Below are 14,776 nucleotides of genomic sequence, written 5' to 3' on the forward strand. Positions count from 1 at the left end.
GTGTACATTTGAAAAGTAAACCAATGCCCGAATCTCGAATCCATAATTAAGGAACATTATATGTGAATTGAGGATGAATATCTAAAAAATGCATGGTTTTCAGGTTAAAGGTTATACTTCATGCGATGGATTTGTGAGGCTCCTTAAGTCTGCTTTTGGAATTTAGTACCTTGTAAAGTGCGATTTTTGCTTGATAAGCCAAGGATTATTCATCACAAACCACCGATTTTCACGAACTTCTAAAAGAAGGTTATGGAAAAGCTTCACGCCAAGTGATACAATACAAAAGTGAATAAGTCAAAATGAAACACTCAAGCGGATTCACTTATTGTGAAATTCGGTTTGCTTGTATGATGAGAGGGATTCGCTTGCGCACCCGACTTATCTAAAGACATGAGGAGGACAAACCATGACTGACAAGAACGAAGCGATTCAAAAGGACGAGAACACTACAATCGACAACCTGTCGATTACTACCGTACGTACTTTGGCGATTGATGCAATTGAGAAGGCAAATTCCGGACATCCGGGTATGCCTATGGGCTCCGCTCCAATGGGGTACCAACTTTTTGCAAAAACGATGACTCATAACCCGGACCACCCAACTTGGGTTAACCGGGACCGTTTTGTCCTGTCTGCAGGACATGGCTCCATGTTGCTGTACAGCTTGCTGCACCTGAGCGGATATGATCTTCCAATGGAAGAACTGAAACAGTTCCGTCAATGGGGAAGCAAAACTCCGGGTCACCCGGAATTCGGACATACTGCAGGTGTTGATGCAACAACTGGCCCACTGGGTCAAGGTATTGCAATGGCTGTAGGTATGGCGATGGCTGAAGCTCAACTGGGCGCAACATACAATAAAGACAAATTCAACGTAGTTGACCACTACACTTACGCAATCTGTGGTGATGGTGACTTGATGGAAGGCGTATCTCATGAATCAGCTTCCCTGGCTGGACGTTTGCACCTGGGCAAACTGATCATGTTGTTCGACTCCAATGACATCACGCTTGATGGTAAATTGGATCTGTCTTCTTCCGAAAGCATCGCTAAGCGTTTTGAAGCTTATGGCTGGCAAGTGCTGCGCGTTGAAGATGGTAACGATCTGCCTGCAATCGAAAAAGCAATTCAGGAAGGTCAAGCAGATACACTGCGTCCTACACTGATCGAAGTTAAAACGGTTATCGGTTATGGTAGCCCGAACAAACAAGGTAAAGGCGGCCACGGCGGTACTCACGGATCTCCACTGGGTGCAGACGAAGCCAAATTGACTAAAGAGTATTACAAATGGGTTTACGAAGAAAACTTCCACGTACCTGCTGAAGTTCGCGATCACTTTGCACAAGTGAAAGATCGTGGTATCTCTGCAAACAAAGCTTGGGACGAGAAATTTGCCGAGTACAAAAAAGCTTTCCCTGAGCTGGCAGCTCAATTCGAAACAGCGATTAACGGCGACCTTCCAGAAGGTTGGGACCGTGATCTTCCTAAATATGCAGCAACAGACAAAGCGCTCTCCACTCGTGTAGCATCCGGTAACGCTCTGAACGGTCTGGCGCACAATGTGCCACAACTGACAGGTGGATCTGCTGACTTGGAAAGCTCCACAATGACTCACTTGAACAACCTGGAGAACTTCACACCTGAAGATTACTCCGGCCGTAACATCTACTTCGGTATCCGTGAATTCGGTATGGCAGGAGCAATGAACGGTATGGCACTGCACAGCGGTGTGAAAGTATTCGGAGGTACGTTCTTCGTATTTACCGATTACCTGCGTCCGGCTGTTCGTCTGGCTGCCCTGATGGGACTGCCTGTAACGTATGTTCTGACTCACGACAGTATCGCTGTTGGTGAAGACGGTCCTACGCATGAACCGATCGAGCAATTGGCATCCCTGCGTATCATTCCTAACCTGACGGTTATTCGTCCGGCTGATGGTAATGAAACTTCGGCTGCTTGGGCTTACGCGCTTGAGAACAAGAGCAACCCGGTTGCACTCGTACTCACTCGTCAAAACCTGCCGATCCTGGAAGGTACGGTTGAAGGTTCACGTGAGAACGTGAAACGTGGTGCTTATGTTGTCTCTGATGCAAAAGATGGCAAAGCGGTAGCACAAATCATCGCTACAGGTTCTGAAGTGCAATTGGCTGTTAAAGCTCAAGCAGCACTTGCTGAACAAGGCATCCAAGTTCGCGTAATCAGTATGCCAAGCTGGGATCTGTTCGAGAAACAAGACAAAGCTTATAAAGAGTCCGTTCTTCTTCCGGATGTTAAAGCGCGTCTTGCGATTGAAATGGCTTATCCAATGGGCTGGGAGAAATATGTTGGAGATCAAGGTGACATTCTCGGAATAAGCACATTTGGTGCATCCGCGCCTGGTGACCGTGTTATCCAAGAATATGGCTTTACAGTGGATAACGTGGTTAGCCGCGTAAAAGCATTGCTGTAATAGAGGTTGTTCGAAAAGTCTGCTTTTGATTATGAAGGATGCCTCACGGCATCATCAGCATCGAATATGGGATTCAGCCGAAATACTCCATTTCTAGCTTCATCCCATCTTCTCGGTACTGAAAACCTGACTTTTTGAACACACACTTATAGCTTCATAAGCGCTGCTATGGTTGGGAGGGCGTCATGCTGTCCTGATCCATGGCAGTAAGTTATTTCCGCAGAGCATGGGCGGTAACTCGTTATCGCCCTGATCTGTTTTGCCTTTTGTTTTCATTAACTTCAGGGGAGCGGGTACGCATGTCACAATTCGATCAAGTCAGTGTAGTGAAAGAGGCCAACATTTATTATGATGGTCAGGTAACCAGCAGAACGGTTATTTTGGGGGATGGCAGCAAAGTGACTCTGGGCATCATGCTTCCAGGCAGTTATGAGTTCGGTACGGATTCCCGTGAAATTATGGAGATTCTGTCCGGAGATCTGAAAGTATTGCTTCCCGGAGAAGAAGAGTGGCAAGAGATTCAAGGTCAAGCTACGTTCCACGTGCCTGCCGAATCCAAATTTAAACTGGAGATACGCAGCGTTACTGACTACGTCTGCTCGTACCCGGCGGAATAACATAAGAAGGGTAAGCAGAACCGCAACCCGCGGATTCGGTTTACCCTTTTTGCTTCTTGAATTCTAACGACAAAGTTCGAGCTGCAAGCTTGTCAGCCCCGTGGATTTGAAGTATCCTTAAGGCAAGTTGTTTAGAATGGAATACGGATACGGAAAAAATATAACCGAAATCAGGAGGTTTTTGAGATCATGGCAAAAAAAGTGACATTTGACTATAGCACGGCATTGCAATTTGTAAATCAGCACGAAGTGGATTATTTTGCAGAACCGATTCGTCTGGCTCATGAGCAGCTTCACAACGGAACAGGAACAGGCTCCGATTATCTCGGCTGGATTGACCTTCCAACGGCTTATGACAAAGAAGAGTTCGCCCGCATTCAAAAAGCGGCTGCCAAAATCCAAAGCGACTCCGAAGTACTGATCGTTATCGGTATCGGTGGATCATACCTGGGTGCACGTGCAGCGATTGAAATGCTGACTCACTCTTTCTATAACAATCTGCCAAAAGACAAACGCAAAACGCCTGAAATCTATTTTGCAGGAAACAATATCAGCTCCACATATGTAACTCATTTGCTGGATCTGGTTGAAGGCAAAGATTTCTCCGTTAACGTCATCTCCAAATCCGGTACAACAACAGAGCCGGCAATTGCATTCCGTATCTTCCGTGCAGCACTGGAAGAGAAATATGGTAAAGAAGAAGCTCGCAAACGCATCTATGCTACAACAGACAAAGCACGCGGTGCATTGAAAGAACTGGCAAATGCAGAAGGATACGAATCTTTCATTATCCCTGATGATGTAGGCGGACGTTACTCCGTTCTGACAGCTGTAGGTTTGCTGCCAATCGCAGCAGCTGGTATCAGCATCGAAGAAATGATTCAAGGTGCGGCTGACGCATCCAAAGAATACAGCAACCCGAACGTAGCTGAGAATGAAGCATATCAATATGCTGCAGTTCGTAACGCATTGTATCGCAAAGGCAAAGGAACTGAGATTCTTGTAAACTACGAGCCTTCCCTGCACTTCGTATCTGAGTGGTGGAAACAACTGTTTGGAGAGAGTGAAGGTAAAGACTACAAAGGGATCTATCCTGCATCCGTTGATTTCTCTACAGACTTGCACTCCATGGGTCAATTCATTCAGGAAGGTAGCCGGAATATCTTCGAAACTGTTATCCAGGTTACTGAAGTTTCTGAGCATATCTCAATCAAATCCGATCCGGACGATCTGGATGGTCTGAACTTCCTTGAAGGTAAAACGATGGACTTTGTTAACAAAAAAGCATTCCAGGGAACACTGCTTGCACATACAGATGGTCAAGTACCAAACCTGATTGTGAACATTCCAGATATGACTCCATATTCTTTCGGATATCTGGTATACTTCTTTGAAAAAGCATGCGGTATCAGTGGCTACCTGCTGGGCGTCAACCCATTTGACCAACCAGGCGTGGAAGCTTACAAGAAAAATATGTTCGCATTGCTGGGCAAACCAGGCTTTGAAGAAGAGAAAGCAGCGCTCGAAGCGAGACTTTCCGAATAATTCATCGGTCTGCTCATATAGTTGAATAAGGTAATGTAAATCTAACCGTGAATCACTGTTTGTGTAAGATGCAGGGTTCCCGGATGTAGATAACCAGGGCAGTTCGTCCGCGTTCGCGCGGTGAACTGCTTTCTTGTAAAATGGACTCAGGAAAAGATCAGAAAGTTGGATTTGGGATGATTGAACGTTATCGCACGGTTCGAGGACCGGGCAATCTGGAAATTGTAATCAAGAAGTCGCGATTTATCGGTCATATTATGCCGGTCACGACAGAGGCAGAAGCTGTTGCTTTCATCGAAGAGATCAAGAAAAAACATTGGAATGCAACTCATAACTGCTCTGCATACATGATTGGGGAGCGGGACGAGATCCAGAAGCAATCCGATGACGGGGAACCCAGCGGAACAGCAGGGAAACCCATTCTTGAAGTGATCAAAAATCAGAAATTAAAAAATGTGGCAATTGTGGTTACGCGATACTTCGGGGGAATTATGCTTGGAGCTGGCGGGTTAATTCGTGCTTATACGGATGGAGCTGTAGCAGCCATTGAAGCCGGAGAAGCCATTACCAACGTGCTGCATCGTGAAGTGTTTGTTGAACTGGATTATACGTGGCTGGGTAAAGTGGAAAATGAGTTAAGAAGCCGGGAAGTCCGTACAGGTGAAACTGGATTCACCGATAAGGTTACGTTGACTTGTCTTCCGCCGGATAGTGAAACCGAGGCTTTTATAGCCTGGATCACGGATTTGACGCAAGGGCAATCCCGGATCACGGAGGGACAGCGGCTTTATTTTATTGAAGGGGAATAAAATATATGGCTAGAAGAGCAGTCGAACAGGAGTTGTCGAGGGAGCGGATACTGGAGGCGGCGAGGCACCTTTTTATTACCAAAGGATACCGCGCCATTTCGATGCGAAGCATCGGCCAGCATCTGGGCTATAGTCATGGGTCGCTGTATTATCACTTTAAGGAAAAGGCAGAGCTGTTCTATGCCATCGTGGTTGAAGATTTTAATCATCTGGGCCATTTGCTGCTTCAAGCCATGGTCAGGCCGGTTCGTGATGATGTGAGCAAGGTAGAGCACATTATGATGGAGTTTATTCGCTTTGGTCTGGAGAACCCATATCAATACGAAATTATGTTTATGATCAGGGACGAAGAACTGTTGTCTTATTGTCGTGCCGAACAGGGACGTTGCTTCGAATTGTTTGCATCGATTATAAGGCAGTATATGAATGAAGAGAACTGTACGGAAGAGGATATTCAAAGGGTACCGCGTACGCTATTTTTGGCTATGCACGGATTCATTTCTTATTACATTCAGGACCGTTTAACGTTTGTGGAGATTGAATCGTCTGCGCTGTCTCATGTCAAAGTGCTGTGCCGCAATCTGGGTCAGCAGCCTGGCGACCAATAATGGCGCTGTTGTTGCACCCCTACACTTCAGGGCGGTGATTTGTCATAACTTTAATCCTTTATAACGTTGTCTCGCGAAAGTTAGTATGCGCAGCAAACCAAGTCAGGCGGCTCCGACCCGGAATGAGGGTGGACCGCCTGTTTGTGTTTATCAAAAATGAACAAGTGGGTGGCAGGCCTAATGGACCCAACTAACCTTCCATGATTTTGAGGAAGTACTCCCGCTCACGTGGTCCATCGAATTCGCAAAAGTAAATGCCTTGCCAGCGGCCAAGCAGCAGCCTGCCTTCGTGAATAATCACCGTTTGTGATGGCCCTGTTGTAATCGATTTGAGATGAGAGGCTGTATTGCCTTCGGCATGTCGATATTCGGGATGCTCCCAAGGGTACACTTCATCAAGGCGCAACAATACATCGTGTTTTACATCCGGGTCTGCATTTTCGTTGATGGCAATCCCCGCCGTCGTATGAGGACAGTAGATGAGCACCGTCCCATTCTGTACACCGCTACTCTGGACAACTTGCTTTACATCCCATGTGATATCCTTCATTTCGTCTCGTGTGGAAGTGGATATATTCTTCGTATATAACATGTTAGATCACTCCTTTGAATCTCATTTCTTACCCTCGATTGTACCTTAACCATTACATACCAAACAAACCACATATGAAGACGGATATCTGAATCGCATCATAACGGAGAGAGCAGAAATAACCTGAAGAAGCGGAAGCTCAAAGCTTTCTGTAAGAAAGCTGCTTCGGAAGCATAAGCTTCGCCTTTATCAGCGGATTTCCCCTTAAAAGAGGGGATCAAAGAATCTGGGATAACAGTGATCGGAAGGTTGTTCTGGCCGCGTAGTGTGCAGTGCGATTTTAATTAATTAATCTCATATGTGGCCCAATTATATTCAATAAAAGCATTGACGATTAGCACTGCAAACTGGTAAAGTATCAGAAAAGCAAAACCAAGTAGACTAATGGGAATAATATTAAAGTAATATCATCCAACTTAGGAAAAATGTCGTATTAAAGCCAGGAAGACTGCCGACCGGAGCTAAAGCCGGAGGCTGGGAGGGAACGCAGCAATGAATACCGTTCTTCGTCATAAGGGATGGACTTGGGGATTCCGCAGTACCGTATTGTTATATTTTATCGTACTTATTGTACTTCCAATCATCGGTGTGTACGTCAATTCCTTCTCCGAAGGATGGAGCAACTTTGTCCAGAGCATTATGGACCCCATCGCGTGGAAAGCCGTACTGCTGACCATTCGGCTGGCCGTCATTGCCACGCTGATTAATGTGGTTTTGGGCACGATGATCGCCTGGGTGTTGACAAGGTATCGCTTTGTAGGTCGATCGTTTCTCAACAGTCTGGTTGATCTCCCGTTTGCACTGCCAACAGCGGTGGGCGGCTTGATGATTATGCTGCTTTTGGGTCCGGTCAGTGTCATCGGGAAACTGGCAGAATCCATGGGATTTGAGATTGTATTTCACCAGCCCGCCATTGTTATCGCGATGACCTTTGTCACGTTTCCGTTTGTTATCCGTGCAGTGCAGCCTTTGCTGGAAGAAATCGATCCTTCCGAGGAAGAGGCCTCGTACACGATGGGGGCATCCAAGGCTCGCACGTTCATGCAGGTTATTCTGCCTTCTATGGCACCTGGCATGATCAGTGGGGGGATGCTGGCTTTCTCGAGAGGACTGGCTGAATTCGGGGCTGTTGTGCTGGTGGCTGGTAACATTCCCGGAAGAACACTGACTGCTTCCGTATTTATCTACGGGGAGATTGAAAGTGATAATCCAACGGGGGCTGCTGCTGTATCCGTGTTGCTCCTGACGCTCTCCTTCCTGATCCTCTGGCTGATCAATCTGGTGCAGATGCGGGGGAGAAGACGATGAGACGACTGTTAATCGGACTGACGTTTGCGGTATTTATTGTACTGCTGATCATCCCGCTTGGACGCATTTTTATTGGCGCATTTGAAGACGGGGCAGGCGGATTCCTGAAAGGGCTGATGCGCCCTGAGGCGTTACATGCCTTGATGATGACCGGACTGGTGGTTCTGGTGGTCACCCTGTTAAATACATTGTTTGGCATCATGATGGCTCTGTATCTGGTTCGTGCCGGATGGCTGAGTGAACGGATAAAAGGGCTGCTGAACAGCATTGTAGACCTGCCTTATGCCGTATCTCCTGTCATTGGCGGCTTGATGATTGTGTTGATGTTGGGACCTAACAGCATTATGGGCGCTTTTTTTGAAGGGATCGGATTCAATGTGGTCTATGCCTTCCCGGGTATGGTGATCGCAACGTTATTTGTTACCTTTCCACTGATGGTCAGAGAGGTTATGCCTGTCCTGCAGGAACTCGGTTCCCAGCAAGAAGAGGCTGCATCTACACTTGGCGCCTACGGCTGGAGAACGTTCTGGAGTGTGACATGGCCTTCGATCCGCTGGGCGGTAGTGTATGGTCTAGTCTTGACGGTTGCGCGCTCGCTTGGGGAATTCGGTGCAGTGCTGGTGGTATCCGGTAATATCATGAACAAAACACAGACCGCAACAACCCTGGTGTATCAGGATGTTGAGAATTTTAATGTGGCTGCCGCAAATGGTGTGGCATTGGTGCTGGTCACCTTCTCCGTCGGGCTGCTGCTTATGATGGAATGGGCCAAGAAGCGAAAGGAAGTGCATTGATATGCATGTAGAAGTCCGTGATTTGAACAAACATTTCGGTGATTTTCATGCGGTAAAAGATGTCTCATTCGATATTGCCAAAGGCCATCTGATCGGTCTGCTTGGACCCAGCGGAGGTGGGAAAACGTCCATTCTGCGGATGCTTGCGGGTCTGGAGAATCCGGGTTCCGGAGAGATTCGCTTTCACGGAAAAGTCGTGAACCATCTGCCTCCACAGGAGCGGGGCATCGGATTTGTATTCCAGAACTATGCCTTGTTCAAACATATGACGGTATTTGAGAATATCGCCTTTGGACTCAAGGTTAAGAAGACACCAAAAGCCCAGATCCGTGATCGGGTGATGGAACTTGTTGAACTGACCGGGTTAAAAGGTTTCGAACAGCGCTATCCGCATCAGTTATCTGGTGGGCAGCGTCAGCGTGTTGCTTTTGCCAGAGCACTCGCCCCGGAGCCACAGCTGTTATTGCTGGACGAACCGTTCGCGGCCATTGATGCCAAGATCCGTCAGGAACTGCGCTCATGGTTACGTGAGCTAATCGAGCGGGTAGGAATCACTTCGATTTTTGTAACGCATGACCAGGATGAAGCGATTGAAGTGGCGGACGAGATTATGATTATCAGCCAAGGTCGTCTGGAGCAGAAGGGCACACCTTGGGATATCTACAAAAACCCGCAGACACCGTTTGTGGCTACATTTATCGGGGAGTCAACGGTTGTGGAGGATGCTTCACAGCTGAAAGGGTTCGAACATGCGGTTGAGGGTGAAGGTACCAAAGCGCTGATCCGACCGGAGTATATTGAGATCGGCTTGAAAAACGAATTCACCATGTTGTCTGCAACCGAAAAAGGTACAGTCAAACATCTTCATTTCCGCGGCAGTGAATGGATGGTAGAGGTGGACGTACAGGGTCATAAGTTAATCACATATCGTTCCCTGGAGAAAACAACATTGGAGATCGGTCAACAAATTCGAGTCCTGGTACACCGTGCATACCTGTTCAATGACTCCAACAGTTGGGTGGTTGAGAACCGACTGAAGGAAGACCCGATGCCGGTGATGATTTAGATCAAGTGGAAGAAAGGGGCTGCCCATGCAGACGAGGAAAAAGAAAGCCATACTCTTATATGTTGCCCTCATGCTTCTGCTCGTCTGCATGACCGCTGGATGCAGCAAGCAGGAGGAGTCAAGCGAACAGAACGAGCCCTCTGGTAACGATTCATCCAATACGCTGGTGATTGGTGCTTACAGTGTAGCAAAAGACGCTGTAGGCGAATTGCTGCCCAAGTTCCAGGAGGAGTGGAAGGCAAAGACCGGACAGACAATTAACTTCCAGGAATCCTATGAAGCTTCGGGTACACAGGCAAGAGCCATCGTTGGTGGATTCGAGGCTGATGTGGCCTTGCTCGCGATGGAGAGTGATATCGAGAAGCTGGTCAAAGCCGATCTGGTTAGCTCCGATTGGAAACAGACCCCTAATGAGGGCATGATCACCCGTTCAATTGTTGTTCTGGGAACAAGAGCAGGCAACCCGCTGGGGATTCGTGATTTTCAGGATTTAACGAAGCCGGGAGTGAAGGTACTGTACCCCAATCCAAAGACATCCGGGGGCGCACAATGGGATATTAATGCCATTTACGGTGCCGGACTGAAACTGTCGGAGGAGCAAGAGGGGAAGAAAGATCCTGCCGCAGCCAAGGCTTTTCTCGAACAGGTACATCGTAACGTTGAATCATTGGACAAGAGTGGGCGTTCTTCGATGGCGGCATTCGAATATGGTGTGGGTGATGTCATCGTCACGTATGAAAATGAATTGCTTGCCCGGATCGCCAAAGGTGTAGATTATGACATTGTCATTCCGAAAAATACGATCCTGATTGAGAACCCGGCAGTTGTGGTGAATAAGTATGCTGACAAACATGGGAATCGTGAACTGGCGGAAGCTTTTGTCGCATATCTGCGTACACCTGATGCACAGCGTATTTTTGCCAAGCATGGTTTTCGTTCAGTAGATCCGGATGTATTTGCACAGACGGAGTCGACATTCCCAACGCCAGAAGGACTATTTGATATCAACTATCTGGGTGGATGGGATGAGGTACGCAGCACGTTGTACTCCAAACGCGGCGTGTGGTATCAGGTGCTTGCTGGATTATGAGTATTGCTGATGTAATCGAATAGGTAACCGAGCATGTGGATACTAAACCTTCATTTCAATGGAAGTAGAGATGGAGGTTTTTTACTGCCAAAAGGTTATAATAGGGGTATACTGAATCATGATTGTTACATAGTGCAGGAAGGTGTGAGTTGGATGAGTGCAGAGATCAAATTATCCCAAAGTACAGCGATTAGACTGGAGCAGGCCCGCGGTAAGGGGATGCCTGAGGAAGAACTTTTAAAAGCCATTCAAGCGAAAGATGTTTCCGCTTTTGACGCCGTGTCTGAAGAGGAATACCGATATAACGAATTTTTCTCGTATGCGGATGAGCATGGTGAAAATCTGGAGGCAGCAGTGAAAGACGGCTACCGGATTACCTTTAACACGCGTGGTGGACTCGGAATCTGGTTGGAGAAAGCCTTCAAGGTACAGCCAGAGAGAGACTTCACAGTGGGTGAAGGGATTGTCACCGGATTGGAGTTGAAACCGGAACAGGCAGAGGTGCTGGCGAAGCGCCTTGCATCGAACTGGGTCATTACGGATTCGAAGGATGTACCTGCGGGTCGGGAACTGACATTGAAGCTGCGAGCACTGGTGTAATTCCAGCTTTGGGTTGATGTGACTCGAATTAGTCGGTCATGGCTTGTGAAAAAGCTAAGACCTGCTCTTTTTTATGCGGGCGACCCAGGTATGAGGAAGGGGCGCCCAGATGTGGATAAGCGCAAGCTCCCAATGGAGAGAAGCATGGAAATGAAGTCTGACGTTGAATGGTCAGACGACAGACTGTCCCGAATTGCAGTGTAGAACTGCAGCGGGATGGTCTTTTTTTGCAAAAATAGATGTGGACGATTACAATTTACATATCATTAATTCAGGGGGAATGCGGATTGGATCAGCTAACATTTCTGGGCACTGGCGATGCGATGGGCGTTCCACGTGTGTATTGTGATTGCGAAGTATGTACAGAGGCGAGGCTTACGGGAGAAAATAAACGCAAACGCTCTTCTGTTCTGATTGATAGTGGTGGGGATGGTGCGACTGAACAGTTCATGATTGACTGCGGACCAGACTGGAGATCACAGATGGAGGATCAGGGGTTGCGTATGGTGCATACGCTGCTCATCACTCATCCCCATTTTGACCATATTGGAGGATTGCCGGAATGGGCGGATGCGTGTCGCTGGTTGGGCGTGAAGGGGCGTTTATATGGACCACGCGAAGTGATTGCTACCATTCAGGGACAGTTTCCTTGGTTGGGGCGTCATATGGACTTTTTGGAAACGGATGATGATATTGAACTAGGCGGATGGAAGGTGCATTCCTGGAAAGTGTGCCATGGGCATAACGGGTATTCGTACGCGTATCGGCTGGATAAGGGTGGGTATAGCTGGGCGTATTGTTCGGATGCCATTGACCTGAAAGCAACCGAGAAAGAGCCGTTGCACGGACTGGATCTGCTGGTGCTTGGAACGAGCTTTGTGCATGAACTTGCGGAATTCTCAACACGTTCCGTGTACGATATGCGTGAGGCGCAGGAGCTGCTGCGGGAACTGAAACCGGGTCATACTTATTTTACACATATGTCTCATGACGTTGATGTACGGCAGAATTATAATCTGGATCAAGGTATTACGATTGCCCTTACGGGGATGAAAGTGCCGATTGGAACATTAAAGCTGGAAACGAATGCGTAACCCAACTTAACTAGCGTAATAAAAATAAATTCAGAAGAGCGTATCCTTTACAAGGGGTTCTTCGTTTACATAGTGTAAGTCAAAATCAATCAGGAACCAGCAAAGGGGGGCCCCCAAAATGGCCTTTGTGAAGTCCGTGGATTGCAGAATCAACAGACCACATGATGATGGTAAACAAGATAAATTCGATATTGAATTCAATGGAAACGACAGAAAAAATCAATTGAATCAAAGCATCCATACCGTACTACCCAATCTGATGGGTTCGTTGTATGCGTATTGTTTATCTCTGACAAAATCAGTTCCAGACACGGAGGATCTGGTTCAGGAGACCTGTCTCAAAGTGTTGTCGTCGAGTGTAGTTGGAACTTATGGGATGAATAAAGATATAAACTGGGAAGCTTATCTGATTCGTATTGCACGCAACAGCTGGTTTGATATCCTACGTCAGCGGGAGAGATTGGCATATAAATTGGATAGCTTGAAGCCGCTCCTGCACGAGATGGAGGAGGAAAGGCAATTCGAGGAATTGGAGTCGGCCGTACAACTTCTTGTAAATACGCTACCTCCGTGGCAGCGAGTGATATATGTATTACGTGAATTAATGGGTTATAAGGCGGCAGAGACTGCGGAAATGTTGGATACGACAGAAGGTGCTGTGAAAGCAGCGTTAAGTCGAGCCCGCTCTGCCATAGCTGAAGTGAGGCACAGGTTGGAACAATCGGACGACACAGAATTGCAGTATGAGGAAGGCGCAGTGGAGGACAATCGGGAGGAACTGCGTAGCTATCTGCTGGCATTTCGTAATGGAGATACAGCCCGAATTATTGATCTGTGCCTGAACCGGACCGATGATCCGATGGCTGTGGCGGGGACGATTTTGCAGCAGACTTTGCCGTCTCCATCCATGCAGCCAATGATGTATGGGTACTCTACTTCTGGTATGAACTCGATGTCATATGGAGGTGGGTACACGGTCAACATGGTTGCCTAAATCGAGGAGGCGACACATATGAATGTAGTGCCGTATGTAGTGGAACAAACAGCTCGCGGAGAGAGAAGTTATGATATTTATTCACGTTTGCTCAAAGACCGGATCATTATGGTGTCCGGGGAGATCGAGGATCAGATGGCAAATGCTATCGTGGCCCAGTTATTGTTCTTGACTGCAGAGGACCCGGAGAAGGACATCCAGATGTACATCAACAGCCCTGGTGGGTCGGTGACTGCGGGATTCTCGATCTATGACACGATGCAATTTGTGAAGCCGGATATCTCCACAATCTGTACAGGTATGGCGGCAAGCTTTGGCACGATCTTGCTGGTAGGTGGAACAAAAGGCAAACGTATGGCATTGCCAAACAGTGAGATCATGATCCATCAGCCACATGGCGGTACGAGAGGGCAGGCATCCGATATGCTGATTCATGCTAACCGCATCATTCAGCATCGTCAGCGTCTTAACAAGCTGTTAGCCGATCATACAGGACAGACGATTGAGCGAATTGAGAAGGACTCGGATCGAGATTATTTCCTGACCGCTGCTGAAGCAGTCGAATATGGATTGGTGGATAAGGTCATATCCAGCACATAAAATAAGCCCGGAAGGTCATGTGACCTTCCGGACTTGATTAATCAAGAGGACGAACAGGAAACTGACGTCCTCTTTTTTGTCGTCCAGATTAGCCAGTCCACGTCTATGGATCGAATCAGAATGAGAATAATGTGAAATAAGGGTTGACCATGGGTAGGTATAGTGTATATATTATATATATACACTATACCTACCGAAAATTATTTAACATCAATGGGGTGAGGAAAGATTAACATTTTAATATCGAACGCTTCGAGTGATCCGATCTACATGCAGATTTTAACTCAGATCAGACAGAGCATCTTGAGCGGAGAATTGGTTGCTGGAGATAGTCTCCCCTCCATTCGGCAGCTCGCCAAGGATCTGCAAGTCAGTGTCATTACAACTAAACGTGTCTATGAAGAGCTGGAGAAGGAGAAGCTGATCGATTCAGTTGTAGGCAAAGGGAGCTTTGTATCCGGGGCCAATCAGGACTTTATTCGAGAGCGGCGGATGAAACAATTGGAAGAGAAGATGCTCGAAGTGATTCGTGAGAGCAGAGAACTGGGCATGAGTTCACAGGATGTAATCCATCATCTTACACTGTTGGTTGAGGAGGAATAAGCAT

At 47.4% G+C, this 14,776-nt stretch carries 15 protein-coding genes; 14 read left to right on the forward strand and 1 reads right to left on the reverse strand.

Features of this window, described 5'->3' with window-relative positions; genetic code table 11:
- Positions 1–409 precede the first annotated feature (409 nt).
- The 5 genes from tkt to MKY92_RS07100 all read left to right on the forward strand — a co-directional run bounded on the left by tkt (position 410) and on the right by MKY92_RS07100 (position 6,031).
- Positions 410–2,452: a transketolase gene (gene tkt, locus MKY92_RS07080; RefSeq protein WP_036610788.1), complete on the forward strand. Its 2,043-nt coding sequence runs from the start codon at positions 410–412 to the stop codon at positions 2,450–2,452.
- A gap of 299 nt (positions 2,453–2,751) precedes the next feature.
- Positions 2,752–3,069, forward strand: a complete 318-nt coding sequence (locus tag MKY92_RS07085; RefSeq protein ID WP_017689983.1) for a pyrimidine/purine nucleoside phosphorylase — start codon at positions 2,752–2,754, stop codon at positions 3,067–3,069.
- 189 nt (positions 3,070–3,258) lie between these two features.
- Complete coding sequence (locus tag MKY92_RS07090) at positions 3,259–4,614, forward strand: glucose-6-phosphate isomerase (protein ID WP_339299870.1); 1,356 nt, start codon at positions 3,259–3,261, stop codon at positions 4,612–4,614.
- Positions 4,615–4,790: 176 nt separating this feature from the next.
- A complete protein-coding gene (locus MKY92_RS07095; protein ID WP_339301723.1) occupies positions 4,791–5,423 on the forward strand; it encodes a YigZ family protein in 633 nt (210 codons plus the stop codon).
- A gap of 5 nt (positions 5,424–5,428) precedes the next feature.
- Positions 5,429–6,031, forward strand: coding sequence for a TetR/AcrR family transcriptional regulator (locus MKY92_RS07100; RefSeq protein WP_339299871.1), 603 nt, complete (start codon positions 5,429–5,431; stop codon positions 6,029–6,031).
- A gap of 190 nt (positions 6,032–6,221) precedes the next feature.
- On the opposite strand, the gene MKY92_RS07105 is transcribed toward MKY92_RS07100, so the two are convergent.
- Complete coding sequence (locus MKY92_RS07105) at positions 6,222–6,623, reverse strand: secondary thiamine-phosphate synthase enzyme YjbQ (RefSeq protein WP_076327247.1); 402 nt, start codon at positions 6,621–6,623, stop codon at positions 6,222–6,224.
- Positions 6,624–7,115: 492 nt separating this feature from the next.
- Between MKY92_RS07105 and cysT the strand changes: the two genes are divergently transcribed.
- The 9 genes from cysT to MKY92_RS07150 all read left to right on the forward strand — a co-directional run bounded on the left by cysT (position 7,116) and on the right by MKY92_RS07150 (position 14,772).
- The gene (gene cysT, locus MKY92_RS07110; RefSeq protein ID WP_076209445.1) at positions 7,116–7,931 is read left to right on the forward strand and encodes a sulfate ABC transporter permease subunit CysT; all 816 of its coding nucleotides are present in this window, start codon (positions 7,116–7,118) and stop codon (positions 7,929–7,931) included.
- Entirely contained in the window at positions 7,928–8,725 is a 798-nt protein-coding gene (locus MKY92_RS07115) for a sulfate ABC transporter permease subunit (RefSeq protein ID WP_017689977.1), read from the forward strand. The genes cysT and MKY92_RS07115 overlap by 4 nt, the downstream gene beginning before the upstream one ends.
- Position 8,726: 1 nt before the next feature.
- The gene (gene cysA / locus MKY92_RS07120) at positions 8,727–9,791 is read left to right on the forward strand and encodes a sulfate ABC transporter ATP-binding protein (RefSeq protein WP_127544178.1); all 1,065 of its coding nucleotides are present in this window, start codon (positions 8,727–8,729) and stop codon (positions 9,789–9,791) included.
- 25 nt (positions 9,792–9,816) lie between these two features.
- Positions 9,817–10,881: a sulfate ABC transporter substrate-binding protein gene (locus tag MKY92_RS07125; protein ID WP_076327245.1), complete on the forward strand. Its 1,065-nt coding sequence runs from the start codon at positions 9,817–9,819 to the stop codon at positions 10,879–10,881.
- Positions 10,882–11,034: 153 nt separating this feature from the next.
- The gene (locus tag MKY92_RS07130; RefSeq protein WP_339299872.1) at positions 11,035–11,481 is read left to right on the forward strand and encodes a hypothetical protein; all 447 of its coding nucleotides are present in this window, start codon (positions 11,035–11,037) and stop codon (positions 11,479–11,481) included.
- 287 nt (positions 11,482–11,768) lie between these two features.
- A complete protein-coding gene (locus MKY92_RS07135) occupies positions 11,769–12,575 on the forward strand; it encodes an MBL fold metallo-hydrolase (protein WP_339299873.1) in 807 nt (268 codons plus the stop codon).
- Between the two features lie 118 nt (positions 12,576–12,693).
- Positions 12,694–13,569 carry an RNA polymerase sigma factor gene (locus MKY92_RS07140; RefSeq protein ID WP_339299874.1) on the forward strand — a complete coding sequence of 292 codons (876 nt, stop codon included), beginning with the start codon at positions 12,694–12,696 and terminating at the stop codon, positions 13,567–13,569.
- An 18-nt stretch (positions 13,570–13,587) separates the two neighbouring features.
- Entirely contained in the window at positions 13,588–14,169 is a 582-nt protein-coding gene (gene clpP, locus MKY92_RS07145) for an ATP-dependent Clp endopeptidase proteolytic subunit ClpP (RefSeq protein ID WP_336759569.1), read from the forward strand.
- A 228-nt stretch (positions 14,170–14,397) separates the two neighbouring features.
- Entirely contained in the window at positions 14,398–14,772 is a 375-nt protein-coding gene (locus tag MKY92_RS07150) for a GntR family transcriptional regulator (RefSeq protein ID WP_036610760.1), read from the forward strand.
- Positions 14,773–14,776: the final 4 nt, after the last annotated feature.

Origin of the sequence: Paenibacillus sp. FSL R5-0623 (assembly GCF_037974265.1) — a bacterium.
Classification (GTDB): domain Bacteria; phylum Bacillota; class Bacilli; order Paenibacillales; family Paenibacillaceae; genus Paenibacillus.

Coding starts and splice junctions, on each gene's coding strand:
- tkt (WP_036610788.1), top strand. CDS start 410: ATGACTGACAAGAACGAAGCGATTCAAAAGGACGAGAACACTACAATC.
- MKY92_RS07085 (WP_017689983.1), top strand. CDS start 2,752: ATGTCACAATTCGATCAAGTCAGTGTAGTGAAAGAGGCCAACATTTAT.
- MKY92_RS07090 (WP_339299870.1), top strand. CDS start 3,259: ATGGCAAAAAAAGTGACATTTGACTATAGCACGGCATTGCAATTTGTA.
- MKY92_RS07095 (WP_339301723.1), top strand. CDS start 4,791: ATGATTGAACGTTATCGCACGGTTCGAGGACCGGGCAATCTGGAAATT.
- MKY92_RS07100 (WP_339299871.1), top strand. CDS start 5,429: ATGGCTAGAAGAGCAGTCGAACAGGAGTTGTCGAGGGAGCGGATACTG.
- MKY92_RS07105 (WP_076327247.1), bottom strand. CDS start 6,623: ATGTTATATACGAAGAATATATCCACTTCCACACGAGACGAAATGAAG.
- cysT (WP_076209445.1), top strand. CDS start 7,116: ATGAATACCGTTCTTCGTCATAAGGGATGGACTTGGGGATTCCGCAGT.
- MKY92_RS07115 (WP_017689977.1), top strand. CDS start 7,928: ATGAGACGACTGTTAATCGGACTGACGTTTGCGGTATTTATTGTACTG.
- cysA (WP_127544178.1), top strand. CDS start 8,727: ATGCATGTAGAAGTCCGTGATTTGAACAAACATTTCGGTGATTTTCAT.
- MKY92_RS07125 (WP_076327245.1), top strand. CDS start 9,817: ATGCAGACGAGGAAAAAGAAAGCCATACTCTTATATGTTGCCCTCATG.
- MKY92_RS07130 (WP_339299872.1), top strand. CDS start 11,035: ATGAGTGCAGAGATCAAATTATCCCAAAGTACAGCGATTAGACTGGAG.
- MKY92_RS07140 (WP_339299874.1), top strand. CDS start 12,694: ATGGCCTTTGTGAAGTCCGTGGATTGCAGAATCAACAGACCACATGAT.
- clpP (WP_336759569.1), top strand. CDS start 13,588: ATGAATGTAGTGCCGTATGTAGTGGAACAAACAGCTCGCGGAGAGAGA.